Source organism: Parachlamydia sp., assembly GCF_050255895.1.
Taxonomy (GTDB): domain Bacteria; phylum Chlamydiota; class Chlamydiia; order Chlamydiales; family Parachlamydiaceae; genus Parachlamydia; species Parachlamydia acanthamoebae.
In genome coordinates this window covers 1-26,015 of the sequence record NZ_JBFWIR010000048.1, presented here as the reverse complement: position 1 = coordinate 26,015, position 26,015 = coordinate 1, and the positions used below count along the sequence as shown (strand labels likewise).

Here is a 26,015-nt window from a genome sequence, read left to right as displayed (position 1 = left end):
GAATCTTCTCAATCTAAACGAGAATTCATCCATTTTAGATGTCGCTTGTGGACAAGGAATTTTGGCCCGCCATCTACCTGAAAAAATCAGTTATGTCGGAATTGATATCGCGCCTTCTTTTGTCAAGGCTGCGAAACAGTTGGATCATAATCCGCGGCATGAATATTTGGTGGGGGATGCCATTAAACCCTATCAAGTAGACCAAAAAAAATTTTCACATGCCACGCTTATTTTAGCTGTGCAAAATATTGAAAGACCCGACTTGGTATTTAAGAATGTATCCGCTGCTTTAGCAGAGGATGGGCTTTTTATCATTGTGATGAACCATCCATGCTTTCGGATTCCGCGGCAGTCGTCTTGGGGTGTCGATGAAAACAAAAAGCTGCAGTACAGACGTCTAGATTCTTATGCCTCGGCTCAAAGAATCCCAATTCAAGCGCATCCTAGTGAGGGAAGTAAATCTTCTGAAACTTGGTCTTTCCATTATCCTTTATCCTCTTATACACGCTGGTTACATGAAGCAGGATTTGTCACTGAATTTTTAGAAGAGTGGTGTTCCGATAAAGTCAGTGAAGGAAAAATGGCAAAGATGGAGAATCGAAGTCGTGATGAATTTCCATTGTTTCTCACATTAATTGCGCGAAAGAAAGGAAGGTAATTAATTAAGATATGATCGAAAGTTTTTATATTATAGTTTGATTCTAATTAAGTTCTGTAATATTCTTTGTTATTTAATTAATGAAATTAATAATAAGGAGTCTTTGTGCGTTATTTAAATACACTCATTTTGGCGAGTATCGTTGCGTTTTCTTTTCCTCTTTGCGCGGAAGAGAGTGAAGAGCTAGCTCCTGGAAAAGAGATGTTTACTGCTTATTTAGAAAGTAGACAGCTTTCCGGAGAGGAAAGAGATGAATCAATTATTCATGAAGCATCCGTAGAGGAAGCTTTGCAAGATCCTTCCCAAGAAGAAGGTGAAAATAAAAAAACTGCCAAGTCTTTTATTGTGACACCAATTCGACAAAATCTGGTGATAGTGAATGGTGTGTTGACACACATGGCAGAATACTCACACTGTGTGATTGCCACAGAAATTTCAGGAAGCCGCTTTGGCTACCAGTATTTTATGACGCATAGCGGAGTTGTTTTTCTCGTGAATACCGTATTCAGCGTGGATCACACAATTGCAGGAGATTATCTGCGACATGAGTACCGTGATTCAACTGTTTTAACCGGGCAAGATCAGATCATTATTTTCTATTAATTTAGTCATGAGGACATTTATAAGTCACATCTTGTAAATGTCCTCATTTGTTCGTTTTTTACTTTCCATTTTGATCATTTTGCGATACATCAAGAATAAACAAACTCTGTATCGATAAAATGAAACAAATAAAAGACAGTATTTTCTTAGACGGCAAAAGTTTAACGCTTTCTCAAGTAGAAGCTATTGCAAAAGGCTGTCCTGTCAAAATCTCACCCAGCACGCAGAATGCCATTGATGCAAGTGCGCAACTTGTGCATCAACTTGCCAAAAGCCCAAAACCGATTTATGGAGTTAACACGGGATTTGGCTATTTCGCTCGGGAAAAAATTGCTCCAGACGAAATAGATGCTCTGCAAGTCAATTTATTAAAAAGCCATGCCGCAGGCTTTGGTGAGCCACTCTCGTTGTCCGAAACACGTTTAGCGATGGCTCTTCGATTAAATGTTTTGATCAAAGGAAATACAGGCGTTCGCTATCAGGTTTGTGAAGCCTTACTCCAACTGATACAAGCAGAAATTTATCCGCTCATTCCCCAATATGGATCCGTAGGCGCTAGTGGGGATTTGGCTCCTTTAGCGCACTTAGCCCTTCCTCTGATTGGATTAGGAGAAGTGCATTATAAAGATAAACGCATGTCTGCCAAAGAAGCATTAAAATTAGCCAAGTTAAAGCCTCTTAAATTACATGCTAAAGAAGGATTAGGGTTGATTAATGGCACCCAAATCATGCTTGCCGTAGGTAGCCTTGCTTTAATTGAAGCCAAAAAAGTTCTGAAAAAAGCGGATCGAATTGCCGCTTTAACATTTGAAGGGTTACTTGGGGCAACAGATGCTCTCAATCCGTTGCTGCATCGAGCAAGAGGACAGAAAGGGCAAATGGAAATAGCTAAAAGAATGCGCGAAGAACTAAAAGATTCCTCGCTATGGAGCCAAAACTTTAAAAGAGTAAAGGTGCAAGATTCCTATTCTTTGCGTTGTGTCCCTCAAATTCATGGCCCCACCCAAGATGCATTGGATTACTGCACCACCATTATCGAAAGAGAGCTCAACGCAGCAACAGATAATCCGCTAGTGTTTTCAGAAGAAGGAGTGATCCTGAGCGGGGGAAATTTTCATGGACAGGCCCTTGCTTTAGCGTTTGATTTCGCTGCAATAGCCATGTCTGAAATATCCAATGTTTCTGAAAGAAGATTGGAAACGTTATTAAATCCTCATATGAGTGGGTTGCCAGCATTTTTGACCCCTTACGAAGGCACTCATTCTGGCTACATGGCTTCTCAGTATTTAAGTGCTTCGCTTGTCAATCAAAATAAATTACTCGCTAACCCTGCGTGCACAGATTCGATCCCTGGCAATGTGGGGGTGGAGGATCATGTATCTATGGGCATGACATCGGCACGTAAACTGCGCGATTTGGTGCGTAATGTTTCAACTGTCCTCGCAATAGAAATGGTGGTAGCAGCCCAGGCTGTCGATTTACGTAAACGCAGTCAAGACTTAGGAAAAGGTACCCATCAAGTTTACATAGCCTTGAGAAAAAAAGTTCCTGTCTTAATCGAAGATCGGATTGTGTCGGATGATATACAAAAAGCGCTAGAGGTTTTTCAACAGTTATAACGAGAGAAACGATGGATTTTGCATCATTTATTCAAAAATATGCGCAGCATCCTGTTTACCGAGCACCTCGTGGTGATCAGCTACATGCTCTTTCTTGGCAAACGGAGGCTCCTTTAAGAATGTTGCTTAATAATTTAGATGCTGAAGTTGCTGAGGACCCGGAGCATTTGATCGTTTATGGGGGAACTGGTCAGGCGGCTAGAAATGTAGCAGCTCTGCAACAAATTATTCAGTCCTTGTTACAATTGAAAGAGTCGGAAAGTTTATTGATCCAATCAGGCAAAGCTGTCGGAATCATTCCCACCCATGCCGAAGCCCCCAGAGTTTTGATTGCTAATAGTAATTTAGTGCCTCACTGGGCCACATGGGAAAAATTTAGAGAGCTTCAAAAGCTTGGATTGACCATGTATGGACAAATGACAGCAGGCAGTTGGATTTATATTGGAACGCAAGGGATTCTGCAAGGAACTTACGAAACATTTGCAGCCGCAGCACGTAAGTATTTTAATAATTCCCTTACAGGTACCTTAACTATTTCAGGGGGATTGGGAGGAATGGGAGGGGCGCAGCCTTTGGCAGTCACCTTAAATGGGGGTGTTTTTTTGGGAATCGACATCGATCCAACCCGCATTGAAAAGCGTTTAAAGACACGCTATATAGATAAAATAGCGCAAAATGAGAAAGAAGCCTTTCAATGGATTTTAGACGCCAAGCAACAGAAAAAGCCTTTATCAGTGGGATTAGTTGGCGATATTGGAACTATTCTTCAAAAATGTTTGGACGCCCAAATCATTCCCGATATCGTGACAGACCAAACATCAGCCCATGATCCGCTCAATGGGTATATTCCAAGTGGTTATACAATGCAAACTGCCGCAGAATTAAGACAAGCAGATCCATATGTCTACAAGCAGAGGGCTTTAAAAAGTATGGCTTATCACGTGCATGCGATGCTGGAAATGCAAGCTCAAGGATCGATTGCTTTTGAATACGGGAATAATTTGCGTGAATTCGCCTGCCAAGGGGGTGAAAAAGAGGCTTTTAAAATACCGGGATTTGTTCCTGAGTTTATTCGCCCTCTTTTTTGTGAAGGAAAAGGCCCTTTTCGCTGGGTGGCCTTATCTGGTGATCCTGAAGATATTTATCTCACAGACCAAGCTCTGATGGAAGCTTTTCCAGATCATACCCAGTTGCATGTTTGGTTAAAAGCAGCTAAAGAAAAAGTGACATTTCAGGGGCTTCCTGCTCGCATTTGCTGGTTAGGCTACGGGGAGCGGGAAAAGACGGGTTTGGTTTTTAATGAGCTTGTTCGAAAGAAAAAGCTCAAAGCACCTCTGGTAATAGGGAGAGATCACCTAGATGCAGGTTCTGTCGCTTCTCCTTTTCGGGAAACAGAAAAAATGCGTGATGGTTCTGATTGTATTTCTGATTGGCCTTTATTAAATCTCATGGGAAATTGTGCCGGTGGGGCAACCTGGGTGTCTTTTCATCATGGTGGTGGCGTGGGAATTGGGTATTCGCAACATGCAGGGATGGTCGTTTTAGTGGATGGAACCGAGCGGTCCGAACGATGTTTAAAAAGAGTATTAACCATTGACCCCGCATTAGGGGTTATCCGTCACGCAGACGCTGGGTACCCTGAAGCCATTGCGTGTGGAGAAAAACATCATCTTTTAATCGGGAAAGAAAATGGTTGAAGAAGTCATTTTAGGTCCCTTTAAACAGCTATTGACAATGGAAGGGATGAGGTCGTGCGGTCCTTTATCAGATCATGAACTTCCCATCATTCAAAATGCAGGTATTCATATTCATCAAGGATACATCCAGCATGTTGGTCCTTTTGATGCCCTTAGAAAAAAAACGATTCCCATTCAAGAGATTGAATATTCAGCTGTGGGACTTCCGGGATTGATTGATGCGCATACCCATTTATGCTGGGCTGGTTCTAGAGCAAATGAATATGCACTCCGTTTAAGTGGAGCGTCCTATCAAAGTATTGCTGAAAAAGGAGGTGGAATATTAAATACCGTTCGAATGACACGACAAGCTTCTTTGGAGGAATTAGTCTCTTTGATGGAAAAAAGATGTGGGAGTTTGCTAAATCAAGGTGTGACCACGTGTGAAGTTAAAAGTGGTTATGGGCTTACTCTTGAAGATGAATTAAAAATTTTGCACGCCATTCAAGTGACACGGGAGAAGCAAAAAATCGATCTGATTCCAACGTGTCTAGCGGCCCATACAAAACCTCCAGAATTTGATACGAATTCCCTCTATTTGGAATACATCGCCACCCATTTGCTGCCCATTATTCGAGCGAAAAAGTTGGCAAATCGCATCGATATCTTTGTGGATAAAGAAGCGTTTTCTTTAAAAGAAGCTCGAAACTATTTGCAAAAGGCTAAAGAAATTGGATTCCAGCTTACTGCACACGCCGATCAATTTTCAAGAGGTGGGAGTTCTTTGGCAGCAGAGCTGGGGGCTGTAAGTGCAGATCATTTGGAAGCGTCCACTGCTGAAGATTGGGAGCAATTGAAAAATGCCAAAGTTATTCCTGTGGTCTTGCCGGGGGCCTCACTTGGTTTAGGGATTCCCTATGCACCTGCGCGACGCATGCTTGATCAAGGCTTGCCTGTTGCAATAGCTTCTGATTGGAATCCTGGATCCGCACCCATGGGTTACCTTCTTTTGCAAGCAGCCATCATGGGAGCTACAGAGAAATTAACGATGGCCGAAACATTTGCTGCGATCACCTTTCGAGCTGCCAAAGCTTTACGATTAGAAGATCGAGGGATATTAAAACCAGGCTTTAGGGCTGATTGCGTGATTTATCCTTGTGATGATTATCGAGAAATTTTGTATGCCCAAGGGGCTCTTCTGCCGAAGATGACTCTAACAGCTAAACAGTGGAAAATGGATGCATAAATATTATCACCCCCCTGAAAAAGATCTATGGAAGGGACGTGAGGATGGAGAGCGTTTTCACCAGGTTATTCAGTGTTTGGATTTGTCTAAAGAAAAGCTAGAATTTCAGGACAAGCCCTGCTACGGTTTTTTAGGATTTGTCTCCGATGAAGGGGTAAGGCGTAATGAAGGACGTATGGGTGCGTCTGAAGGTCCATTTGCTATTCGAAAATCCTTGGCGAATCTAGCTTTACATCAACTTGTAGAGGCGAAGTTTTTTGATGTAGGCAATATTGTGTGCGAAGACCAAAATTTGGAGGAAGCTCAAAAGCAATTGGGTGAAGCCGTAGCCTCCCTTCTGAACCAAAACGTTTTTCCTATTGTCCTGGGCGGTGGTCATGAAAGTGCTTGGGGAATCCACCAAGGAGTGATGGAATTGCACTCAGAATGTGCGATTGTCAATTTTGATGCGCACTTAGATTTGAGACCTTTGCTAGAAGATCAGTGGGGTACCTCAGGAACCTCATTCTCCCAAATAGCGGAGGGTTATAAAAATCGGGGAAAATCCTTTCATTATACGTGCTTAGGTGTACAAAAAGCGGGGAATACTAGTCAGCTCTTTGAGACTGCAGAAAAACATCAGGTGAAAATCGTGTATGCAGAAAACTTTTGCTTGGGGGCTTTGGGTAGAATTCAAGAGGTCATCAGTTATCATAAACCTATTCATTTGACAATTTGTTTGGATGTTTTTGCTGCCGCCTTTGCCCCAGGAGTTAGTGCCCCCCAGGCCTTTGGGATTTTGCCTAAGGATATTTTGACGAGTCTTTCTCTATTGGCGCACTCAAAAAAGGTGGTTGTTTTAGATATAGCAGAGCTCTCTCCTCAACATGATCGAGATGGAATCACGGCTAAATTGGCCTCTAATTTAATTGCTCACTTTCTTTACGAACATATTCACATAGTTAAATAGATAGAGATATTGCTAGTAAATAAGGCTTGACAGAAAATGTGATGTTTTGTAAACTAATTTTTCTAAACCTTATGAGGTCATAATGTCTAGCCCTATCAGAGATAGTATAAAAAGCTGCAGCGGTGGTGAAGACCCTCCTTATATTTATAATCCATTTGCTCCTCCGATTCGAGCTAAATCTATTCCTAAAGACACCATTGAAACTACTCAGCAAAAGCTTAATAAGCAGGTTAAAGATCAATTTAAAAATGATAAATCCCCCTTGGTCTTTTTTATTTCGACTTTAGGCAGATTTTTTTTTATTGTGGTGGTTTTTCCCCCTTACTTCATGTTGTTTGCCCTTCCCAAATTGATAGCTAACGAAATCATGCCAAAGCTCCTGGAATTGTTATCTGAGAATTTCAACAAAGGGCTTGAGCTTCTACTTCAATTAGCGACTTTAATGAAAGTCAAGTTTACTTTTCCCATTCGATATATTTCACGCCGATGTAAAAAGGCATTAGAGCATGTGCGCAATCGTATTAAAGATATGAAAAAATCGGTAGAGAGGGCTACAAAGCAAGGGTTACAACCTTTTTTACGTATGATTGAAAAAAGTTTGTCCCTTGTCAAAAGAGGTAACCAAACTTTTTTAGATTTCTTTTCCTCCTCCAAGCAACAGACACTTAAAAATAAATTTGAAAGTATTAAGGTGGCCTTTTTAAAATTACCCAAAGCTATTGTAAAAAAAACTTTGGCGGTTGTTTATCCGCAAGCGGTTCCTTCTTTTTTCAAGTCCATGAAGACTTGGATTTCTACAAAAGGAAAAGACGTTTTCACAATAGTGAAGCAGGAAAATCTTAATACAAAAGAAAAAGCGGAAAAAATTGTCCAAAAATGGAAAGAGGCTATGCGTCCACGCGTCGAAACGTTTGCGAAAATGATGCAAGCAATCAAAATTCAGGCTGGTAATCTTTATCAGCAATTGAAGAGTCAAGTGGTTGAGTGGACAAAGCCTAGGCTCACTTTCGCTTGGACTAAAGCTAAAGAATTTGGCCAAATGATCAAAACTGGGGCGACCGAAAGTTTCACCCGGTTTGTGGACATGAGCAAACTAGGCTTACAATGGACGAAAATTCAAATCTCTCCAGGCTATCAAATGCTGGCACAAACGACTCAGAATTTTCTTAAGCTTTTACCCCAGACAATCACATCTTGGCTTTCTGTTGGAAAAGATATGGGTTTTCAATTAATAGCTGGAATTCAAAAAGCGGCTCAATTTCTTGTTATCAAAAGTTTGTCCTTAAAGAAAATGGTAATTACAGCGATTCAAACTTTATATCGTTTTCTAAAGTCTTTAAAGGAAAAGGGCAAACAAGCTTTTCAACAATCTAAAAAATATTTGACGGTTGTGGTAAAACGAGCTGCACGAATTGTTATGAAAATTGTTGAAAAAGGAACCATTTGGTTGATTCGACTTGTATTATGGGTACGTATTGTGATTGCTTGGATTAGTGTACTAAGTCTTTACGGCATGCAGCTTCTTCCACAGCTAGCAGCCCAAATTTTCAGAAAATTTCGAAGTCTACCCAGCTAATTTCCTCACATCTTAATTGAATCTTAATATTGAAAAATTAGATTATCTCTAATCTTTTTTAAAAATTAAAAAAATTCATGGAGCTAAATTATGGGTGGTGTGAACAGTATTTACAATAGTTACAAAAGCGGAGACTACTTCAAATATCCAGAAAGAAAACAGCTTCTTAAAGGATTAATGAGTGATCCTAATAGAGAGGTCAGCTTTGAGTCAAATTTTGATCAATTAGATCCTCGTATTAAGTCTTTTCGGAAAAAAATTGCCGTAGCTTGCAGCAAGGTTAAACACAAACTTAAATTAAAGATAAATAGAGGGTATAGAAAAAAATTTCTAACAACTATTTCTAAAATTGACAAAGCTTACAGTCAAGCCAAACCCTCTCTTGCTGACAAGACATCAAAACCCTTAAATCCAAATGATGAACATCTTTCCAAACCTTCGCAGTCTTCTTCTGAGCATGTTCAAACGCCTCCAAAACCTATGCCAGCTCCCGCTATTCCTGTTGATCCTTTCAAAGAAAAGAGATTACAACTTCAAAATGAATTGGACCAATTAAATCGTGTTCAGATCGATCTAGATCTTAAAATTGAGCAAAAAAAGCAGGAAAAAAAGGCTATTGTCGATGAGTATAGTGTGAGTAATCAGCTGACAGGTAGTGAGATTGAACAAAAAGAATCTGAATTAAAAAAATGGCAGGTTGAGCTTGCTCGAGTAGAAACAATCCTTAAAATCGCTAATGAGATCAAAGCGAATCCAAAATCTTTTTATGTTTTGTGGGATTCGGATGAAGAAAAAGCCATTTTAAAATTAGATCCTAAATTTGATTTAAAAAAATTGGATCATGAAATCAAAATAAGAACTGAGTATTTGAGCGACATTCTTAAAACAATTGAAGAATTAACATTCGTAATTAAAAGCATTAAAGCTCTTATCGAAGAGCAAGAAAGTAAACAGAAAGAATTCGAACAGTTGGACCATCAATTAATTTCACTAGAAAATGAAGCTTCAAAAAATCAAAAAGCGATGGTTTTGTTGAAAAGTCAAATGACCGAAATTGAAAATGGAGGGGTTTTTTCTTTAGAAAATTCTTCTGAATTTGTGGAAGAAAGAGTCGACCTTTTTGTAGAAGAAGAAACTGTTGTTTACCAAGAAGAAAATATTTTATTTGAAAATGAAGCAGTCATTGGAAAAATTCAAGATTCCTATGCATACAGATCCGGCGAAGAAAATCTGAAAGTTGCCATAGGTGTCATAAAAAATTTTGTTGATGGACTAAATGGCTCAGAAAAACAAAAGGCGACCTCTCTCAGGAGACAGCTTGGCTTTTTTTCTAAAACTGTGAAGACGGATAAATTAGAGATGTCCGGAATGACCGATGTTGAGCTTGTGAGGCAAAAATATGCGACTCTCATTCTGCTTTTGTCAAAAGCATTAGAAAATCCTGCAAATAGTTCCAAAGTAAGAGATGTAACGAATCAATTTTTAGATCGATTGATTTTAGAAGATGCTTCCAAAGATGGACATCAACAGTTAATCAATTTTCTTTTTGAGCATGATTCCCATACAGGGGAATTGTGCATGGATGAAATGACCCGCCTCCTACTTCTTTCTAATGTACTGGGTGCCGTGGTCATAATGACTCAATATTTCTGGGATAAGGACAATCTCCGAAAGGATATGAAAATTGTTAAACGAGCCGAAGAAACGAGTGGACTTTTTAAGAGAGGCGCGATCATTGCGGCAAATAAGCTTTTAGAATATTTAAAAGGAAATATCGTGAGTTCTGTTTTATGCCTTCCCGCTTTGCAAGGAAATGAGGATTGTGAAAAGCATGTTCTCTCAATGGTAGAAGCTTTACAACCCTCCATCATCCAGATTTTGATACATGATAGCAAAAACTCTCTCTTAAAAAGAAAAGTGGCATTTGCAACCGAAAAATTTGGAAACAATGATTTAAAAAAATTGATGGATTTCATAGACTTCGAAAAACTTCCCACAACAACTGAAACTACTATGCGTTTTGTGGAGATGTTTGAATCATTTATCGAGAACATGGATAAAATTCAAGAATGATCAAAAAAGGTCGAAGCTATGTCGAAGATCTCTTTAGGGGCGTTTTTAAATGAAGATATTTCTAAAATGTTTCTCACTAAAGAGTTTCTCGCCCGGCCTAAGATGAATGAGACCATGAAGAGTTATCTCGGGGGGAAGTCCGTTAAAATCGAAAACCCCGAAAACTTTCTAGCCTTGGATCAACGTTTTATTTTAAAACGAAAGGTTTCAAAAGTTTATAAATGGGTGATTCTCAACTTTAAATTGAAATTCAGTCGCGATTTTAAAGTACGTTTTACACATGCAGCTGTGCAGATAGATCAAGCATTCAAAAGTTCTGTGATGTCTCTTGTCGAAGAACAATATCAAAAAAAACATTCCCAACCACCTCAGCAACCTTCCGAAACTACTTCTAACCTCTCCCTTGAGGATCAGGAATCTTTTAATTTTATTAAAAAAATTCTCGCCCTCTATCGAGCAAAAATCAAAGAAAAAGATCTCAAAATTGATGAAGAACGAGCTTCTCTACAAAAATTAAAAGCGGAGATTGGTATTTTGACCGATTTTCAAAGAAGTGAATTGGAGAGTGCACTAAAGATTAAAGGAATGATTTTAGAGCATGCTAGAGCTTATCAAAAAACACCCAAAAAAGAGCGTTTTGGGGGATTGTATCTCCAATCTGTTTATGATTTAGGCCCCATGAAAAAATTGTTAAACCAACATTACACGTTTGATTTTGAAAATGTGGATGAAGAGATTCTGCGCTATTCATTAGAAATAAATAAGCATCGTAAAAAAATGGATCAAGTTAGAGCTGTTGAAATCCTAGAAAAAAGAATTGAAGACCTCTTAAAAGAGAAAAAAATCTATCTTGAGCTTAAGCAAGAGCAATTGGCAGCAAAAGAAGAAATAGAAAAAAAATATGGCTTAGCTTCTTCTAGGGAGCAAAAAAAGGTTTTGAATGCTCTCAAAAAGGAAGCGGAAAGATTTATTCCTGAAATTAATCTTTACAATGTTTTGACAAAAATCTACCAGTCGATTGATTTGGAAGAGCTCTCTCCTGATGCTAAAGCTTCACAACGAAGTGCACAATTTGAAAATTTGAAGAAAAGTGTGCAAACTTCAGTCCTTACCATGGGAGGCATTGCCAAACCCGAAGAATCCCAACAAAAAATGGCTTTAGTTATTTATACGCTTTCAAATGCTCTGTGCGAATCCCATAATAACGAAAAATTAAACCATCTTCTTGTTGGCATTTTTGAAACAATTTTGGATCTCTCGAATGTCTCAGGAGACGAAAAAGAAACGGTTCTAAAGTTTATTCGCTCCGTTTTTTCGATTGATCCAATGACTCAACAACCTTTTATGGATGAAGGCTATCGTTTGCGGTGTCTTTTATTCTTATTTGCATCTGGCATCACACTCTCTCATTATTTTTTCGATATCAAATCGGCAGAGCCCGTGCTTCAGAATATCAAAATGTTGGAAGGGGGAAGCAAGTGGCAACAGCTGTTGTTAGGAGGAGGAAAACTTCTTTTTAATGGAAAAATTAATCAATTGACTCAAACCATTTTAAATGTGCCTTTTTTAAAGACAGATGTTTTACTACAACAGCAAGCAAAACAGTTTATTAAAACATTTATTCCGATTGGAGAAGCTCTTTTATTTAGTGCTCTTGATGAATCAAAATTAAAAAGGAAAATGCATGTTGCATTACAAGATTTTGCGACTATTCGATATAAAAGATTTATGGATAAAGTTTCTTTTGAACAATTATTTTCAACAGACGAGATGACAAATGCTTGTATCGATCTTTTCAGCTGCTTTAAAAATATAAGCATGGTATGATTTCTCGTTCAATTATGATTTTTTTAATTACAGGATTCCAATGAACCTCTCTCTCTCTCCATATGAAGTTGAAAAATGTTTAAGAGCTCAAAAATATCATCAATATAGAGGTCTAAAAGAGGCCGTAAAAGCTGCTTACAAGGGACATGGCATTGAAAAGATTTTGCTCGAAGAATCCCAAGATGGAACGATTAAAAAAATCCAGAATCATTTCCGCCGTTTTGTTGAAAAGTGTAAAATATATTTTCAGCCGGGTTATAGAGAAAAGCTAGAAAACGCTTTTGCAATCGTGATCGGTGTATATAAACAACAGTTGGAACAGAAAGCTGCAGCAGCCAAGCAATCTCAAAGTCAGGCCGATGTGAAATCCCCAGAGCTTGATCCTGAAGAACTAAATGCTCAAGTAAAAGAGGAAATGGTCGCTATTAACGCCAAGTTAAACGTTCATACAGATCGATTGACTAGAAAGATGAAGCTCATTGAGAAAAAAATTGCTGTGTTGGAAATAAAGCAAGAGAAACTCCACGGGGTTGTCCTGAGCGAAGAAAAATTAAAAAATAAAAAAGAATCCCTTGAAAAGATTATCGCTGAAATGGAGGCGTACATTCAAGCTCCCAAAATTGCGAATGTGGGTTGGATTTATACGAGTTATGAGAAACAATACGATAAGACTCGGATGAAAGAAGCTTTTAATCGATTAGATTTGGATTATGATGCTTTTAATTATGACGATATCGATGAAGCAAAAGAAAATTTAGAGTCTAAGTTGGAAAAAGTCAAAAAAAAACTGGATGTCAATGAATCGCTTAGAACAAAAATAAATGATCTAAGGGGGGAAATTTCCTTGTTAAAGGAAGATTGTGGATTTCATCATACCAAGATTGAAAAACTCAAGGGCAAACTTTTAAGTGTTGTGCCTTATGTTGGAAAATCGGTAGAATCTGAACCAGAACAGGCTTAGCGATCATTTACCTCAAGATGAATAGGCGGCTCAAAGTGAATTTGGCATCCCTTCTCGGTGTAATAGACATGACGAGATTCGGATGCCTTTTGTTTTTCTGGATCTGTTTCATCAAATAAGTCGTAAATCTGTTCAAAAGAATCCCATTCAAAATGGACCGAAGGGCAAAGGTTAAGCAATACGGCTGCTTGATTAACGTTATTCTTCGAAAACGTAATGGCGACACATTCTTCTGTCTGCGACTCACTCCAAATATGCGGAAGAAAGCTTTCTTCGGGTTGTTTCCATAGTAAAGCATTGAGATAGCGAGCCGCTTCTTCATTTGGGGCTGCAATAAGAATCCGTTTTTGTTTAGCAAAATGCTGCCGAACAGTTTCACAAATCGATGTGAGTTTTTCGCGAACATTCTTTGCAGGGAGAAAATGGATGGAGGGAGAATTTTTTTCTTGCATGGCTTAAATGGGTGAAGAAGCGCTTGTTTTGTCGTTTAATAAAGGAAGAGGGGATAATTTAGGTTCTACAGTAACTCCAAAGGAGACAATGAATTTTAAAGCCTCTTCTACAGTCATGTCAATGAAAAGGATTTCAGTTTTTTTGAAAGTTAACATAAAACCGATTGTTGGATTGGGTGTTCCCGGAACAAAAACGGAAACACGATTTTCACTTCCTAATGACGTATTGAGGCTGGAGTTTTCATTTGTCAAAAAGCCGATGCTTAATGCTTTTGCATGGGGAAACGGAACAAGAACCACTTGAGAAAAATTGGTCGTTTTTGAAACAAAAAGCGTTTTTACAACTTCTTGAGAGGCTTTATAAATTTTATTGACAATAGGAATTCGGTGGATGACATAGTCGCCAAAACGCAAAATAGTATGCATAAAAAATAGGCGAGCGGCAATCCCTGCTACAAGCACGATGGACATCAAAATCAGAAAACTAAGGGTTTTGCTAACGATTGTCAAAACATGCTCTGATTTAAACAAAGAAATAGTCTCTGTTAATCCGTAGTAGTTGAGCAGACCAGACATGATTCCTTGAAGTGGCTTTGCTAAAAGATTAAAAGCGAATACAACTAAAAATGCCGTGACAACGATGGGTAAAAGAATGACTAAACCTGTAAGGAAGTATTTTTTTATCATCAAGAGTCCTTTGCAATCGCTGTGAATGGAGTTTGGATCACCCCGCAAGAAATGATGTATTTAAAGGCATCTTCTACTTTCATATCAAGATAAACAACATCTTCCTTTTTTAGCATCAGAAGAAAGCCTGAAGTGGGATTTGGTGTCGTTGGAATAAAAACAGCGACAAGTGTGCTTCCTTGATTAACCCCTAAACCAGGGAGATCTTCCTTAGTAACCAATCCGAGCGCAAACGATTCTGGATTTGGGAATGGCACCATCACAACTTGTTTAAAGGATTTGGTTTCGCTTGTGAAAATTGTTTTCATGACATCTTGACAGGTTTTGTAAATCGTTCTGACAATCGGAATGCGGTAGAGAATAAGATCCCAAAATTGAATCAGATAGTGCACAAAAAACCAGCGAGCGATAGCTCCTAATGCCAAAGTGAATGAAAAAAGAAATAAAAGCACCAGAAGCTGGCTGACATATTGTCGAGTTTGCTCGGCAGATAGAAATAAAAACCCTTCATTGAAGAGATGATAGTAATTAAAGAGAGGATAAAGCACACCTGCAAATGGGCCGGTCAAAAAGTTAAAGGCAAAGGCAACAATGAAAAGCGTTGTCGCTAATGGTAGAATAATCACAAGTCCTGTGATAAATGATTTTTTCATTGCATATCCTTATCAAGTTTTATTTAGCAGGAGAGGTCCACGCATTGTCCTTGATGCGATATCTCCAAGGTAAAAGGGCATCCTCACCTGCATAATCTATTCCGACTCTAGGTGAAGATAGAATGTCTTTTTCTGGGATTGAAACCCCTTTGTCTTCTATCCAAATGAGGGGGCCTGTCAAGGACAGCCCATTGTGTTTTGTTGTAATGCCTAAGGCTTGTGTTAAAGCCCCTGGTCCTCCGGTAGTCGCTCGTTTTAAATGGGGAGCTTTCCTTCTTTGTAGCATCACGTCTATTCCAATTTCAGGCTGAATGGCACGAATGAGTATCGCATGCGGCACCTCTTTTTTATGTGTGACAATATTAAATAACGCATGAATGCCGTAGCAGCAGTACACATAACAAGTGCCACCTTCCCAGTACATCACTTCATTTCTTTTCGTGCGACGAAGATTCCATGCATGCGAAGCTTTATCCTCGGGGCCGCGGTAAGCTTCTACCTCAACAATTTGTCCACCGGTTAATTGGCCATCTATGCGCGTCATTAAATATTTACCAAGTAGATCTTGTCCTAATTTTAAAACGTCTTCTTGTTGAAAATAATCAAGGGAGACTTGCATAGGTGAAACCTAAAGAAATAAATTTTGTACTGTTATCATTATACAGTAAAAAATGTTGAGAGTCAAATTTAGAAACCCGACTTGCTACCAAAATCTCTCTATGATAATATTTCAAGTTTTAGCAAGCGTGAAGTTGAACCACAAAAGAGGGTCCTGTTTTTATGGCTGATTCTAAGAGAGCTCCCGTTATCGTGGGAAACTGGAAAATGCATAAAACGATTCAAGAATCGGTAGATTTCATTAAACAATTAGGGTTATCACTCACGAAAGATGATCCCCGTGTTTGTTTAGCTGTGCCGTATACCGCGATTTATCCTTCAGTTGAAGCGGCTCGCCCGTTTGGTATCGTCATTGGAGCTCAAAATATGAATGACGCCGCTCCTGGTGCTTTTACAGGTGAAATTGCAGGTGTTATGTTGAAAGAAGCTGGGGCACAGTTTGTCATACTGGGGCATTCTGAAAGACGGGAGCTCTTTAATGAAACGGATCAAATTGTTAACCAAAAAGTTCACCGTGCATTTAAAGATCAGCTAGATGTGATTCTATGCGTCGGAGAAACGTTAGAAGAAAGAGAAGCAGGAAAAACGGAAGAGAAAATCCGAGGGCAAATTGAAGCAAGCTTGGATAAAGTTACGCAAGAGCAATTTCTGCATTTGATGATTGCATATGAGCCTATCTGGGCAATTGGAACCAACCAAGTGGCTACACCTGATGAAGCCGAAAAAGTGCATGTTTTTGTGCGAGAGTTGATCACTGCAAGATGGGGAGAAGAAGTTGCAGGGCGCACACAAATTCTTTATGGGGGTTCGGTCAAACCTGAAAATGCTAGTGATTTAATGTCACAGGCAAACATTGATGGTCTTTTAGTTGGGGGTGCTTCTCTATCTCCTGCCAGCTTTCGTAAAATTATCGAGTATCAAAATTTTAATTCTGGAGTTTCCTCATGATGGCCTTATATTTTATCTCCATCACTTTATTTTTATTACTATGCGTATTGTTGTGTTTTGTGATTTTAATTCAAGAAAGTAAAAGTTCTGGATTAGGAGCTTCTTTCGGTGGTGAATCATCTGATTCTTTATTTGGAACTTCTACTCCAGATGTATTAAAAAAATTGACTGGCTGGATGGCAATTGCCTTTTTAACATCGTGCGTTTTGCTTTCCTTATGGACAGCTTCTATTGGACGTCCACAGGTTCCCAATTTGAATCCTTACAGCATTGAAAAAACATCTTAATCATTCCTTGGGATGATATTTTTTTTTGATTTGTTTAAGCAAGGGATCTAATTGCTTGCGCTCGTTGCCTTTCTTGATGCGATCTATAAATAAGACACCGTTTATATGGTCGTTTTCATGAAGAATGCAACGAGCTTCTAATCCGGAAAAATCTTCTACACATGTCTTCCCATCCAGATCTGTATATTGTACGGTAATGGATAAAGGTCGCTCAACAGGCGCATATACATTAGGGATGGATAAGCATCCTTCTGTAAATCGATTTTTTTCTTCAGAATACGCTAAAATTTTTGGATTAACAAAAACATGTAAGTTGCCGGAGTCTTCTTTTCCATTTTTGTACCTGATCGGAACTTTTGTAATGAAAAGATTTAACTCGTGATGTACTTGTGGGGCGGCTAGGCCAATTCCACGATGCGCTTCTAGGGTTTCTACCATATCATTCACAAGTTGCTTCAATTGACTATCAATTTGTTCAACTCTTGCACATTTTTTTCTTAGGATTGGATCTCCATAAAAGGCCAAGGGCAATTGCATAATACTCCATCTTCGAATCAGCTTCTATTTTTAATAATCTTATCATAATCTAAAGCTCAATATCAATTCAGATCAAATTATTTGTTTGTGACTAGCTTTTTGTGACTCCTATGACTTCGACATCGACTCAAACACATTGCGATTTATGCGCCACACCCTTGGCTCATTCTGTTATTCAACATGCGGAGGGATCCTTTTGCTGTCTGGGTTGTCAGGCCGTTTTTTCTATTTTGCGAGCGCAAAATCAGTTGGCGGATTGGAAATCTCACCCTCTTTTTCATCAAGCCGTCAAATCGGGTTTGATTTCTAATCCTGAGCTGATGCATCAGATTGACCAAAAAGAGGAGTCGTCTTCTTTTGAATGGAAAAGATATTATATAGAAATCTCTAACATGTGGTGCATCTCGTGCGCAGAAGTGATTCGCTGGATATTGCTCAAAGAAAAAGGGATTCGTAAATGTCAGGTCGACTATTCGACAGATTTAGTTGTGCTAGAATTTGCACCCTGCTTGATATCCAAAGAAAAGATTCATCAAATTTTGGGAACCATCGGATATCACGTACAAGCCTTAGAGAATACCGAAAAAAAAGCCGTTAGCTTGGATTTGTATATCCGGTTTGCGATTGCAGCCTTTTTCTCTTTAAATATCATGATGTTCTCATATCCCATTTATGCTGCTTATTTTGATCAAGACGATCAAGGTTGGGGATTGCTGTTTGCTTGGTTTTCCTTTTGTGCTTCTCTACCCGTTGTATTTTATAGTGGTTGGCCTATTTTTCGTCGATTTTGGTTGGGAATGAAAGCGAAAGTCTGGGGAATGGAAGCGTTGATTGTGATAGGCGTTTTAACTTCCTTTGGAATGTCTCTTTATGAACTCATGCGCGGAAGCTTTTTTGTTTATTTTGACTCAATGACAGCCATTATTACCTTTGTTTTACTGGGTAAAATTATTGAAAATAAAGCTAAATATTCGGCGAAGGAATCTCTTTTAGGTTTAGTTCGTTCTTTACCCAAAAGGGCGCGAAAGCGCGAGGTAGACGGGTCCTGTCGATTTGTGCCGATTAAAGAAATTCGAGAGGGCGATCTCATCCAGATATTAAGCGGGGAAAAAATTGTGCTAGACGGGATCGTTCGTCAGGGTGAAGGGGTATGTGATGAGTCTTTGATTACCGGTGAGTCTGCGTTAATTCGAAAAAAAAACGGAGACGCTGTTATAGGAGGAACTTTTTTGCAGCAAGGAACGTGTGTTGTTGAAGTCACAGCAACTCTTGATCAGACCATCTTTCATCAGATTATTGAGAGTGTTCAGCAGGATGTACAACACAAGACGTTGTATAAACGATCTGTAGATCAAATTGTGAAATGGTTTATTCCTACCGTATCGGTTATTGCCACTGCTGCAGCTATTACCTGTTATTTCGTAGAAAAACCCTTGGAAGGACAATCTTCACTTAATTTGGCTGCCATTCGTTTTATTTCAATTTTACTCATCTCTTGTCCGTGTGCTATTGGGATAGCTGCGCCATTAGCGGAATCTTATTTGATGCAAGGGCTTGCGCAGTTAGGGATTCTCGTACGCAATCGAGCTGTTTTGCATTGGTTAGGAAGAGAAACTTTGTACGTTTTTGACAAAACAGGAACCATTACTGAGGGCAAATTTAAAATTGTAGATGGACTTTCAGGTTTATCAGAACACCACAGCGCTATTTTGAAAACCTTGGCCAATCATTCTTTACACCCCATTTCTTGCGCGATAGCTCAATGTATTCAGGTTCCATCTTTGGAGCTTAATCACATTGAAGAGTTATCAGGCAAAGGAATATGGGGAAAATATCAAGAATTGTCTTATTTTTTAGGATCGAAAAAATTTTTAATGGAACAAGGAGTGATACATTTTCAAGGTTTAGATTTAAATGAGCATGCCCACTCAGAAGTCTATTTTGCCGAAGGATACACATGTCTCATTAGAATTTTGCTTGGGGATTCCGTGAAGGAGCAGGCTGCGGAGGCGATTCATGCTTTAGCTCCCATGAAAACTCTTTTATTGTCTGGAGATCGGACATCCACCGTTTCAAGGGTCGCATCACTTTGTGGTTTTCATTCTTTTAAAAGCGAAATCACACCCTTGGAAAAAAAGCATACTATCACTTCTTTGCGCGACAAAGGCGAGATTGTGGTGATGGTGGGGGATGGAATTAATGACGCCCCAGCTTTAGCTAATGCTCATGTGGGAATATCTGTTGCGAATGCTGCGGACATCTCGATGCAAGCTTCGGATGTGTTATTAGTAACTGATAGTTTGCATGTTCTTCCAAAAATGCGTAAATTATCGAAAAAAGGTCGCCGTATTTTAACGCAAAATCTTTTTTGGGCTTTTTTTTATAATATCGTTGGAATCTTTCTCGCAACTTTTGGGTATTTAAATCCTATTTTTGCAGCTTTTGCAATGACAGCTAGTAGTTTAATTGTTTTATTTAATGCCCAGCGTCTAAGGAGGGAATAAGATTTACTTTCTTTTTTAAACACAGTTCATTAGTGTGAGTGCCGAAACAATATGCGCATTTAAAAACAAATCTAAAAAATACAAGTTTTTAAAGGTACTCGTTATGGAAATGCGAGAAACACAAGCCCTATGGCCTGACGAAATATTTTATCATGTTCTATACAAATTAAAAGAAGACGATAAACAGTTATGTTTAATGAGGTTAGTTTGCCAATCTTGGCGTGCCAAAATTGATTATTTTTATGGCTTGTATATTTACAAAGAAAATCCATTATTTTTGTCTGCAGAAAAAGGAAATGTGGGCGTTCTTTCTAGTTTATTGAAAACTAATACTCTTGTTAACAGGATGGATGAATGCGGGCAAACCGCAATGCATAAAGCGGCCAACAAGGGAAATATAAAATGTGTGGAAATTCTCATTACATATGGAAGCGGTCTTAATGCTCAAGATGTCAATAGAAATACTCCGATGCATTTGGCTGCCCAAGCATGTGAGGATTTGACCATAGAAACTTTACTCGCCCATGGAGCTCTATCTAACTTAAAAAATAACCAAAAATTGCTCCCTTTAGATATTTTGCTAAAAGACAAAAAAAGGGTGAATAGAAAAAATTTTCATCGTGTTTTTCAAAATTATCCTCTTTTAAAAAAAATAGTAGAAAGTCGGTTTAAAGAAACCCTCATCATTCCACTCAAATTAAAAGCGGTTCCCCTTGACTGTCCCAGTTTTTTACCGACTCAATTCCAAGACAGGCTGGAGTATCCTCCCGATTTAGGCATGCGACCAAGCGAAATTGTAGAGAATCGTATTTTAGAGAAATTGCAAAGTAAATTTCAAAACGACATAGAAAAATTCACACACGAAATTCAGCACATTCTTTTAGAGACTGTGCTGCATGATCCGAGTGAGAAGACCGAATTAACACAATTTTTGGAGATTTTGGGAAAAGAAACGTCATTTAGTCTGGCCCAAGATTTTCTTGGTTGTCTAGATTTTACCCAATTTGACCATGAGAGCTCTTCCAAATTCTATGAACTTAAAAAGATTATGGATGAGCATAAGCCGACACAAAAGTTACTTGTTACGATTCAACTTCTCACAGCTTTGCATGTTTTTTTGCATAGCTTTTCTGAAGTGACTAAAGAACATATACGTGAAACCTGCAAAAACTTTTTGACAATCGTTGGCCAAGTCCGTTTAAATAACATAAAAGTTTCAACTTATTTGAATACATGCCTCCTTCTTATCCACCAATTAAAACGAAAAATGGAAAATGGGGGGTTAGTTCCCTTAGGAAAAATGTGTTCGCCTTTATATCAGGAAACTCCATGCCCATCTAAAACTATTCAGAAAACAGTAATCTCTAAAGAACATTTAAAATTAGATCCGGTCCCACTTTTTACTGATGCCGAAAATTTCCAACCATATAAAAGAATGCTTGTGCGCATTCCGATGAGTGTCGTTCTTAATTTTCCTCCAATCAATTATGGAAAGCCGATTGAAAAATTTACAAGAAGAATTCTACAGCTCATCGAAGAAACTAGAATCCGTCCAGAGATTTTCGAGAGATATCCCTTCTTTGAGAAATTTAGAGAGTTTCTATCCTTAATAAAAATGCATTCCTTTCAGAAAAACTTGGTTGAGTTAGAAACCAAAGTGGAAGGATTTCTTTCCACTCAAAAATTTTTGGATGCAATTCAATTTATTACCATTTTAATTGCTTCTTTAAAAAGTTTTCCAAATGCAAAATCTGATAAATTAAAACAAATTTCTAGATCCTTTTTAAATGAAATTGAATTGTTAAATAAAAAAAATAAAAAAGTCGATTATCACCGAACGTGCCTCATATTAACCAGGCAGCTTACCCAAAAATTAGACAAAATGTGGAAAACTCATGATCATTGATGACTTAAGATTTGTGCATCGTTATGTACATATACATCCTCTTTTTAAAGAAGCTTTTGAATTTATTTTACAAAATCAAAAGCCTCAAGTTTCACCAGAAAAAATGTATTTAAGGGACGATTGCTTAATGGCAATCTTTGAATCAAGACCTGGCAGGACAAGGGATAACTCTCCTTTAGAGGCTCATAAAAAATATATTGATATTCAGTATACGTTATCCGGCCAAGAAGAAATTGGATGGAAATGGCAGGAAGAATGTACGCACTTCTCGCAAGCATACCAAGAAGACAAGGATATCATGTTTTTTGGCGATCGACCTTCCTTTTGGATTCCTATTCTGAAAAATAAGTTTGCCATTTTTTTCCCAGAAGATGCCCATGCTCCTTTTGTATCGAGCGATCATATTCACAAAATCATCGTAAAAGTAGCCATTGAGTCATGATGCATTTACAAGAAAAACTTAAAGACATTCAGTTTGTGATTTTAGATATCGATGGAACGCTAACAGATGGGAGTATGTACTATACCCATGATGGGGTATCAAATGTTTCCATGTTCAAGATGGGATGGGATTAACCCTTCTCATGCGAGCAGGAATCGAGATCGCGTTTTTAACAAGTGAAAATTCACCGATTGTCGAAGTGCGCGCAAAGAAATTAGGCATCAAACATGTTTTCATCAATTGTCGATCAAAAAAGCAGGTTGTAGAAGATTTAACCAACCAATTAAGCCTGCCTTTACGGAAGGTAGCTTACATGGAGGATGATGTTAATGATGAGGCACCCATGAGACTTATGGGGTTAGAAACAGCTTACAAAAACATATACAAATCTACTAAAATCCATTCAAATGAGTAGATATATTAAGATCGGTGAAACCGCTAGACTTTTAGGTGTAAGTATTCAAACTCTTCGACGCTGGGAGGAGACAGGCTACCTCGTGCCGTCAAGAAGGTCGAAAGGAAATACCAGATACTACGATAGTGATCAATTAATCGGCAAAGAAAAAATTGAAGTTGATTTAACAATTGCGAATGCAAGAGTATCAAGTCATGATCAAAAAGAAGATTTAAAGAGACAGGCAAAGGTCCTCGCCACTTATTGCACAAGCCAAGGTTGGTGCTATCAAGCCATCCAGGACTTAGGCTCAGGAATGAACTAACAAAAGAAGGGGCTCAAAGCTTTAATTCAGGTGATTTTGGAAGAAAAATCTAGATTGGTTTTGACTCATAAAGATCGCTTACTTAGATTTGGTGCTGAGCTCATTTTCGCTTTATGCGAAGCAAAGCAGATAGAAGTTGTTCTGATTAACAAGGGCGATGAAGCCTCGTTTGAAGAAGAGCTTGCACAAGATGTTTTGGAAATCATTACCATGTTTTCCGCAAGTTTGTATGGCAGCAGAAGCAAGAAGAACAAAAAATTGATTGAAGCCGCTAAAGTGTTGATTGCCCATGACAACTGAGATGATGTTCACCTACCAAACACGTCTTGTGCTGAATGACGAACAAGACGACATCTTGCAAAACTGCTTGGCTAGCGTTTTATCATTCTGCTCAGTAAAGAGTAGATATGTATAGATTTTAAGTAGCGGTTTACTACATGTCCGTTCGATGCAATGTCTCTTATAAAATCCATTGTTGATTTATTTGCACAAAACCCGGGGGAAAAGGTGTGCTGTGCGAGAAGTTATTGAATTATTGCTTGAAGCCCAAGAAAAGCCAAATACTCTTCCAGCTATTTGGTAATGATCTCTAAATCTAAAACAGAAGAATGACTGATGCAAGAAAGAAGATTAGAAGGAAAAGTTGCTCTCATTACTGGGGCAGCACAGGGAATTGGGAAAGAAACAGCACTCACATTTGCAAGAGAAGGTGCCCTTGTCATAGTATCTGATATATGCGATACGGAGGGACAATCGGTTGCAAAACAAATTGGAGGAAAATCCATTTATCTTCATTTGGACGTAACAGATGAAAGCAACTGGGAAAGAGTGATAGAAGCAGTTGTAAAGCAATTTGGCAAACTCGATGTTTTAGTCAATAATGCTGGAATCACAGGCTTTCAAGAAGGATTTGGCCCACAAGATCCAGAAAATACTTCTCTAAAAAATTGGAGAGAGATACATGCCATTAATTTAGATGGCGTTTTTCTAGGATGTAAATACGCCATAAAAGCCATGAATGGAAGTCCTGCAGGTTCTATTATAAACATTTCATCGAGATCGGGTCTGGTAGGTATACCAGGAGCTGCTGCCTATGCTTCAAGCAAAGCTGCAGTGAGAAATCATACCAAAACAGTTGCTCTTTACTGCTGTCAGCAAGGATATCACATTCGTTGTAATTCTATCCATCCGGCCGCTATTTTGACACCTATCTGGGAGCCTATGTTAGGAACTGGTTTGGAAAGAGAAAAAAGGATGGCTGAAATTGTTAAAGACATTCCCATGCATAAAATGGGAACTTCTCAGGATGTTGCAAATGCAATCTTGTTTTTGGCTTCTGATGAATCCAATTATATTACAGGCATTGAACTTACAATAGATGGGGGGATTTTGGCGGGATCTAGCGCGACACCTAAAAGATATCATGCAGAAAATGAGATTTAATCATTTCATTAGAAAATCTTCGGATCCTATTTTTGGAGGAATGACGCTAAAAATATCCCCATGATAGCTTTAAGTGGCAAGGATCTGTCATCACCATTCGGGATCCTAAGGCACGATGTGGAAAAAAAGCAATGCCGCCTCTATCTTTTTGTGATTCGTTAAGAATGTTAAGAATTTGATAAATCAATTTTTAGGGTTTCTTGAGGAACAGAATCAAATAAGGGTTTCAAGAGAACGGCTAAATTCTTAGGAAGAAAAATGTCCTGTGAGCTGAAGATTTCTTCCAAACTCCACCAGCGCAGATCTTGAACGAGTTCTTTTTCATTCTGTGTGAATCCGTCAGTGCTCACTTCGGATGAATCGACTTTCAACAAGAAAAAAGACTCCTTAAATAATGTAGGAATGCCTTTCCAATTAAGGAGAATCTCCCCATACCAAACAGCGGGTTCATAGACTTTCGCCTCTAAAATACCCGTCTCTTCTCTCAGTTCTCTCAATAAAGCAGCATGTAACGTTTCCCCATGTTCAACTTCTCCACCAGGAGTAATCCAAAAAGAAGTTTTAATTGAGTTCGAATCTAGCGAACCTTTAGGACTGATTTGCATTAATAGGATACGGTTTCTCGAGTCTAGAAGTAACATTCTAGCCGTGCGTCTTTCATTCATATAAACTTTTATTTTAGCAGATTTAATGTCTCACTATAGCATGCATTGCTTTTTTATACATTTCATATTAGTGGGAACTTCAATTTGAAATTTATCTAGGCTATAAAATCTTTTCTGGTAGAATGATTGTTTATTCAATCATGTTTTTTAGGGAATTTCAAAATGAGTAAAATATTTAAAAGATTATTGATCGGCATTGTGCTTTTAATGGGTATAGTATTTATTATTAAATCGACTCCGAGTTCCTTAAATCGCGACAACTGTGCGTTTTGTAGTAGTCAAATACTCGATTATCAAAAATTTTATGAAGATGATCTTGTGATTGCGCTTTACACCCATAAACCTGTTCTACCAGGCCATTCTCTTGTTATTCCAAAAAGACATGTTGAACGCTTTGAATACCTATCTGCGGCAGAAATCTTACGAATTGGTCAAGTTATTAAGAAGGTCAATGTAGCAGCTGAAAAAGTTTTTGGAACGAGTTCTTATTTACTACTGCAAAAAAATGGCGTTGAAGTGGGGCAAACTGTTCCGCATGTGCATTTTCATTATATGCCGCGAAAAGCAGGAGACGACTCTAGTCTGAAATTTCTATTAAAAATGTATATAGCGAACTTTAGCTCTCCAATCGATGTGAAAGAAATGCATGAAATTGTTGAGAAAATGAAGCTCGCTATTGAAAAATGAAGATGCACGGTATTTGTGCATCTTCATATCGAATTAGCTGTATTCTGCGTAGAATTTCGCTGCAGCTTGAAGCTCTGTTAAAGCTCTTTGGTGATTAAACAGTTCCATGCAAAGCTCATTTTCTCCAGATCTTGTCCGATAAGGGAGTCGTTTTACTGCCGCGAGGGAGTTCGTGAGTTTTAGGATCACGTCAGTCAATTTTTTTTCAATCTGTGCATTTTCATCAATAAAAAAACGTTTGAGTTCATTGAAATCGTTTTCAACATAATAAATAAATAT

At 38.5% G+C, this 26,015-nt stretch carries 25 protein-coding genes and 2 pseudogenes; 20 read left to right on the top strand and 7 right to left on the bottom strand.

Annotation, left to right across the window (positions count from 1 at the left end; translation table 11 throughout):
- The 10 genes from AB7E63_RS09245 to AB7E63_RS09200 form a co-directional block, all read left to right on the top strand.
- Nucleotides 1-658, top strand: a 658-nt coding sequence (locus AB7E63_RS09245; RefSeq protein WP_428419315.1) for a class I SAM-dependent methyltransferase, incomplete at its 5' end; no start/stop codon positions are given.
- Nucleotides 659-763: 105 nt separating this feature from the next.
- The gene (locus AB7E63_RS09240; RefSeq protein WP_006339897.1) at nucleotides 764-1,261 is read left to right on the top strand and encodes a hypothetical protein; all 498 of its coding nucleotides are present in this window, start codon (nucleotides 764-766) and stop codon (nucleotides 1,259-1,261) included.
- Nucleotides 1,262-1,380: 119 nt separating this feature from the next.
- Nucleotides 1,381-2,880, top strand: a complete 1,500-nt coding sequence (hutH, locus tag AB7E63_RS09235; protein ID WP_006339895.1) for a histidine ammonia-lyase — start codon at nucleotides 1,381-1,383, stop codon at nucleotides 2,878-2,880.
- Nucleotides 2,881-2,891: 11 nt separating this feature from the next.
- Nucleotides 2,892-4,577, top strand: a complete 1,686-nt coding sequence (gene hutU / locus AB7E63_RS09230) for a urocanate hydratase (RefSeq protein WP_006339893.1) — start codon at nucleotides 2,892-2,894, stop codon at nucleotides 4,575-4,577.
- Nucleotides 4,570-5,802, top strand: coding sequence for an imidazolonepropionase (gene hutI / locus AB7E63_RS09225; protein WP_006339891.1), 1,233 nt, complete (start codon nucleotides 4,570-4,572; stop codon nucleotides 5,800-5,802). Before hutU ends, hutI begins: the two co-directional genes overlap by 8 nt.
- Entirely contained in the window at nucleotides 5,795-6,751 is a 957-nt protein-coding gene (hutG, locus tag AB7E63_RS09220) for a formimidoylglutamase (RefSeq protein WP_006339887.1), read from the top strand. The genes hutI and hutG overlap by 8 nt, the downstream gene beginning before the upstream one ends.
- 82 nt (nucleotides 6,752-6,833) lie before the next feature.
- Complete coding sequence (locus tag AB7E63_RS09215; RefSeq protein WP_006339881.1) at nucleotides 6,834-8,327, top strand: hypothetical protein; 1,494 nt, start codon at nucleotides 6,834-6,836, stop codon at nucleotides 8,325-8,327.
- Between the two features lie 90 nt (nucleotides 8,328-8,417).
- The gene (locus AB7E63_RS09210; RefSeq protein WP_006339878.1) at nucleotides 8,418-10,400 is read left to right on the top strand and encodes a hypothetical protein; all 1,983 of its coding nucleotides are present in this window, start codon (nucleotides 8,418-8,420) and stop codon (nucleotides 10,398-10,400) included.
- Between the two features lie 18 nt (nucleotides 10,401-10,418).
- Nucleotides 10,419-12,227, top strand: coding sequence for a hypothetical protein (locus tag AB7E63_RS09205; protein WP_006339877.1), 1,809 nt, complete (start codon nucleotides 10,419-10,421; stop codon nucleotides 12,225-12,227).
- Between the two features lie 40 nt (nucleotides 12,228-12,267).
- Nucleotides 12,268-13,188, top strand: a complete 921-nt coding sequence (locus tag AB7E63_RS09200) for a hypothetical protein (protein ID WP_006339871.1) — start codon at nucleotides 12,268-12,270, stop codon at nucleotides 13,186-13,188.
- Here AB7E63_RS09200 and AB7E63_RS09195 read toward each other — a convergent pair.
- Genes AB7E63_RS09195 through AB7E63_RS09180 form a run of 4 tightly spaced genes read right to left on the bottom strand, consistent with a single transcriptional unit; the run spans nucleotide 13,185 to nucleotide 15,599 of the window.
- Complete coding sequence (locus AB7E63_RS09195; RefSeq protein WP_006339870.1) at nucleotides 13,185-13,640, bottom strand: DNA polymerase III subunit chi; 456 nt, start codon at nucleotides 13,638-13,640, stop codon at nucleotides 13,185-13,187. The genes AB7E63_RS09200 and AB7E63_RS09195 overlap by 4 nt on opposite strands.
- A gap of 3 nt (nucleotides 13,641-13,643) precedes the next feature.
- The gene (locus AB7E63_RS09190; RefSeq protein WP_006339868.1) at nucleotides 13,644-14,327 is read right to left on the bottom strand and encodes a DUF502 domain-containing protein; all 684 of its coding nucleotides are present in this window, start codon (nucleotides 14,325-14,327) and stop codon (nucleotides 13,644-13,646) included.
- Complete coding sequence (locus tag AB7E63_RS09185) at nucleotides 14,327-14,980, bottom strand: DUF502 domain-containing protein (protein WP_006339858.1); 654 nt, start codon at nucleotides 14,978-14,980, stop codon at nucleotides 14,327-14,329. The genes AB7E63_RS09190 and AB7E63_RS09185 overlap by 1 nt, the downstream gene beginning before the upstream one ends.
- A 19-nt stretch (nucleotides 14,981-14,999) precedes the next feature.
- A complete protein-coding gene (locus AB7E63_RS09180; protein ID WP_006339856.1) occupies nucleotides 15,000-15,599 on the bottom strand; it encodes a DNA-3-methyladenine glycosylase in 600 nt (199 codons plus the stop codon).
- 161 nt (nucleotides 15,600-15,760) lie between these two features.
- Between AB7E63_RS09180 and tpiA the strand changes: the two genes are divergently transcribed.
- Entirely contained in the window at nucleotides 15,761-16,546 is a 786-nt protein-coding gene (gene tpiA / locus AB7E63_RS09175; RefSeq protein ID WP_013924655.1) for a triose-phosphate isomerase, read from the top strand.
- On the top strand, nucleotides 16,543-16,833 hold the full coding sequence (gene secG, locus AB7E63_RS09170) for a preprotein translocase subunit SecG (protein ID WP_013924656.1): 291 nt from the start codon (nucleotides 16,543-16,545) through the stop codon (nucleotides 16,831-16,833). The genes tpiA and secG overlap by 4 nt, the downstream gene beginning before the upstream one ends.
- Here the strand turns inward: secG and def are convergent, their stop codons facing one another.
- Nucleotides 16,834-17,370, bottom strand: coding sequence for a peptide deformylase (gene def, locus AB7E63_RS09165; RefSeq protein WP_284452838.1), 537 nt, complete (start codon nucleotides 17,368-17,370; stop codon nucleotides 16,834-16,836).
- 110 nt (nucleotides 17,371-17,480) lie between these two features.
- On the opposite strand from def, the gene AB7E63_RS09160 reads away from it, so the two are divergent.
- From AB7E63_RS09160 to AB7E63_RS09130, 7 genes and pseudogenes are all read left to right on the top strand, one after another.
- Nucleotides 17,481-19,874 (top strand): heavy metal translocating P-type ATPase, encoded by a 2,394-nt coding sequence (locus AB7E63_RS09160; RefSeq protein WP_059358708.1) that lies wholly within the window; start codon nucleotides 17,481-17,483, stop codon nucleotides 19,872-19,874.
- 103 nt (nucleotides 19,875-19,977) lie between these two features.
- Nucleotides 19,978-21,780, top strand: coding sequence for an ankyrin repeat domain-containing protein (locus AB7E63_RS09155; RefSeq protein ID WP_284452837.1), 1,803 nt, complete (start codon nucleotides 19,978-19,980; stop codon nucleotides 21,778-21,780).
- A complete protein-coding gene (locus AB7E63_RS09150) occupies nucleotides 21,770-22,222 on the top strand; it encodes a YhcH/YjgK/YiaL family protein (RefSeq protein WP_013924658.1) in 453 nt (150 codons plus the stop codon). The genes AB7E63_RS09155 and AB7E63_RS09150 overlap by 11 nt, the downstream gene beginning before the upstream one ends.
- The gene (locus AB7E63_RS09145; RefSeq protein WP_013924659.1) at nucleotides 22,219-22,356 is read left to right on the top strand and encodes a hypothetical protein; all 138 of its coding nucleotides are present in this window, start codon (nucleotides 22,219-22,221) and stop codon (nucleotides 22,354-22,356) included. The genes AB7E63_RS09150 and AB7E63_RS09145 overlap by 4 nt, the downstream gene beginning before the upstream one ends.
- Nucleotides 22,347-22,637 (top strand): hypothetical protein, encoded by a 291-nt coding sequence (locus AB7E63_RS09140; protein WP_006339838.1) that lies wholly within the window; start codon nucleotides 22,347-22,349, stop codon nucleotides 22,635-22,637. The genes AB7E63_RS09145 and AB7E63_RS09140 overlap by 10 nt, the downstream gene beginning before the upstream one ends.
- Nucleotides 22,630-23,241 (top strand): annotated as a pseudogene (locus AB7E63_RS09135) (IS607 family transposase). Before AB7E63_RS09140 ends, AB7E63_RS09135 begins: the two are co-directional and overlap by 8 nt.
- Before the next feature lie 315 nt (nucleotides 23,242-23,556).
- Nucleotides 23,557-24,384 (top strand): glucose 1-dehydrogenase, encoded by an 828-nt coding sequence (locus AB7E63_RS09130; RefSeq protein WP_006340353.1) that lies wholly within the window; start codon nucleotides 23,557-23,559, stop codon nucleotides 24,382-24,384.
- 167 nt (nucleotides 24,385-24,551) lie between these two features.
- Here AB7E63_RS09130 and AB7E63_RS09125 read toward each other — a convergent pair whose 3' ends face one another.
- Nucleotides 24,552-25,049: an NUDIX hydrolase gene (locus tag AB7E63_RS09125; RefSeq protein ID WP_226987350.1), complete on the bottom strand. Its 498-nt coding sequence runs from the start codon at nucleotides 25,047-25,049 to the stop codon at nucleotides 24,552-24,554.
- 162 nt (nucleotides 25,050-25,211) lie between these two features.
- Between AB7E63_RS09125 and AB7E63_RS09120 the strand changes: the two genes are divergently transcribed.
- Nucleotides 25,212-25,736: an HIT family protein gene (locus AB7E63_RS09120; protein WP_013924664.1), complete on the top strand. Its 525-nt coding sequence runs from the start codon at nucleotides 25,212-25,214 to the stop codon at nucleotides 25,734-25,736.
- A gap of 33 nt (nucleotides 25,737-25,769) precedes the next feature.
- Here AB7E63_RS09120 and AB7E63_RS09115 read toward each other — a convergent pair.
- Nucleotides 25,770-26,015: pseudogene (locus AB7E63_RS09115) on the bottom strand (hypothetical protein); the annotation flags it as partial.

Bases quoted from the DNA above. Each gene is read 5' to 3' on its own strand.
- hutH (WP_006339895.1), top strand. From the start codon at position 1,381: ATGAAACAAATAAAAGACAGTATTTTCTTAGACGGCAAAAGTTTAACG.
- hutU (WP_006339893.1), top strand. From the start codon at position 2,892: ATGGATTTTGCATCATTTATTCAAAAATATGCGCAGCATCCTGTTTAC.
- hutI (WP_006339891.1), top strand. From the start codon at position 4,570: ATGGTTGAAGAAGTCATTTTAGGTCCCTTTAAACAGCTATTGACAATG.
- hutG (WP_006339887.1), top strand. From the start codon at position 5,795: ATGCATAAATATTATCACCCCCCTGAAAAAGATCTATGGAAGGGACGT.
- AB7E63_RS09215 (WP_006339881.1), top strand. From the start codon at position 6,834: ATGTCTAGCCCTATCAGAGATAGTATAAAAAGCTGCAGCGGTGGTGAA.
- AB7E63_RS09210 (WP_006339878.1), top strand. From the start codon at position 8,418: ATGGGTGGTGTGAACAGTATTTACAATAGTTACAAAAGCGGAGACTAC.
- AB7E63_RS09205 (WP_006339877.1), top strand. From the start codon at position 10,419: ATGTCGAAGATCTCTTTAGGGGCGTTTTTAAATGAAGATATTTCTAAA.
- AB7E63_RS09200 (WP_006339871.1), top strand. From the start codon at position 12,268: ATGAACCTCTCTCTCTCTCCATATGAAGTTGAAAAATGTTTAAGAGCT.
- AB7E63_RS09195 (WP_006339870.1), bottom strand. From the start codon at position 13,640: ATGCAAGAAAAAAATTCTCCCTCCATCCATTTTCTCCCTGCAAAGAAT.
- AB7E63_RS09190 (WP_006339868.1), bottom strand. From the start codon at position 14,327: ATGATAAAAAAATACTTCCTTACAGGTTTAGTCATTCTTTTACCCATC.
- AB7E63_RS09185 (WP_006339858.1), bottom strand. From the start codon at position 14,980: ATGAAAAAATCATTTATCACAGGACTTGTGATTATTCTACCATTAGCG.
- AB7E63_RS09180 (WP_006339856.1), bottom strand. From the start codon at position 15,599: ATGCAAGTCTCCCTTGATTATTTTCAACAAGAAGACGTTTTAAAATTA.
- tpiA (WP_013924655.1), top strand. From the start codon at position 15,761: ATGGCTGATTCTAAGAGAGCTCCCGTTATCGTGGGAAACTGGAAAATG.
- secG (WP_013924656.1), top strand. From the start codon at position 16,543: ATGATGGCCTTATATTTTATCTCCATCACTTTATTTTTATTACTATGC.
- def (WP_284452838.1), bottom strand. From the start codon at position 17,370: ATGCAATTGCCCTTGGCCTTTTATGGAGATCCAATCCTAAGAAAAAAA.
- AB7E63_RS09160 (WP_059358708.1), top strand. From the start codon at position 17,481: ATGACTTCGACATCGACTCAAACACATTGCGATTTATGCGCCACACCC.
- AB7E63_RS09155 (WP_284452837.1), top strand. From the start codon at position 19,978: ATGGAAATGCGAGAAACACAAGCCCTATGGCCTGACGAAATATTTTAT.
- AB7E63_RS09150 (WP_013924658.1), top strand. From the start codon at position 21,770: ATGATCATTGATGACTTAAGATTTGTGCATCGTTATGTACATATACAT.
- AB7E63_RS09145 (WP_013924659.1), top strand. From the start codon at position 22,219: ATGATGCATTTACAAGAAAAACTTAAAGACATTCAGTTTGTGATTTTA.
- AB7E63_RS09140 (WP_006339838.1), top strand. From the start codon at position 22,347: ATGGGATTAACCCTTCTCATGCGAGCAGGAATCGAGATCGCGTTTTTA.
- AB7E63_RS09130 (WP_006340353.1), top strand. From the start codon at position 23,557: ATGCAAGAAAGAAGATTAGAAGGAAAAGTTGCTCTCATTACTGGGGCA.
- AB7E63_RS09125 (WP_226987350.1), bottom strand. From the start codon at position 25,049: ATGAATGAAAGACGCACGGCTAGAATGTTACTTCTAGACTCGAGAAAC.
- AB7E63_RS09120 (WP_013924664.1), top strand. From the start codon at position 25,212: ATGAGTAAAATATTTAAAAGATTATTGATCGGCATTGTGCTTTTAATG.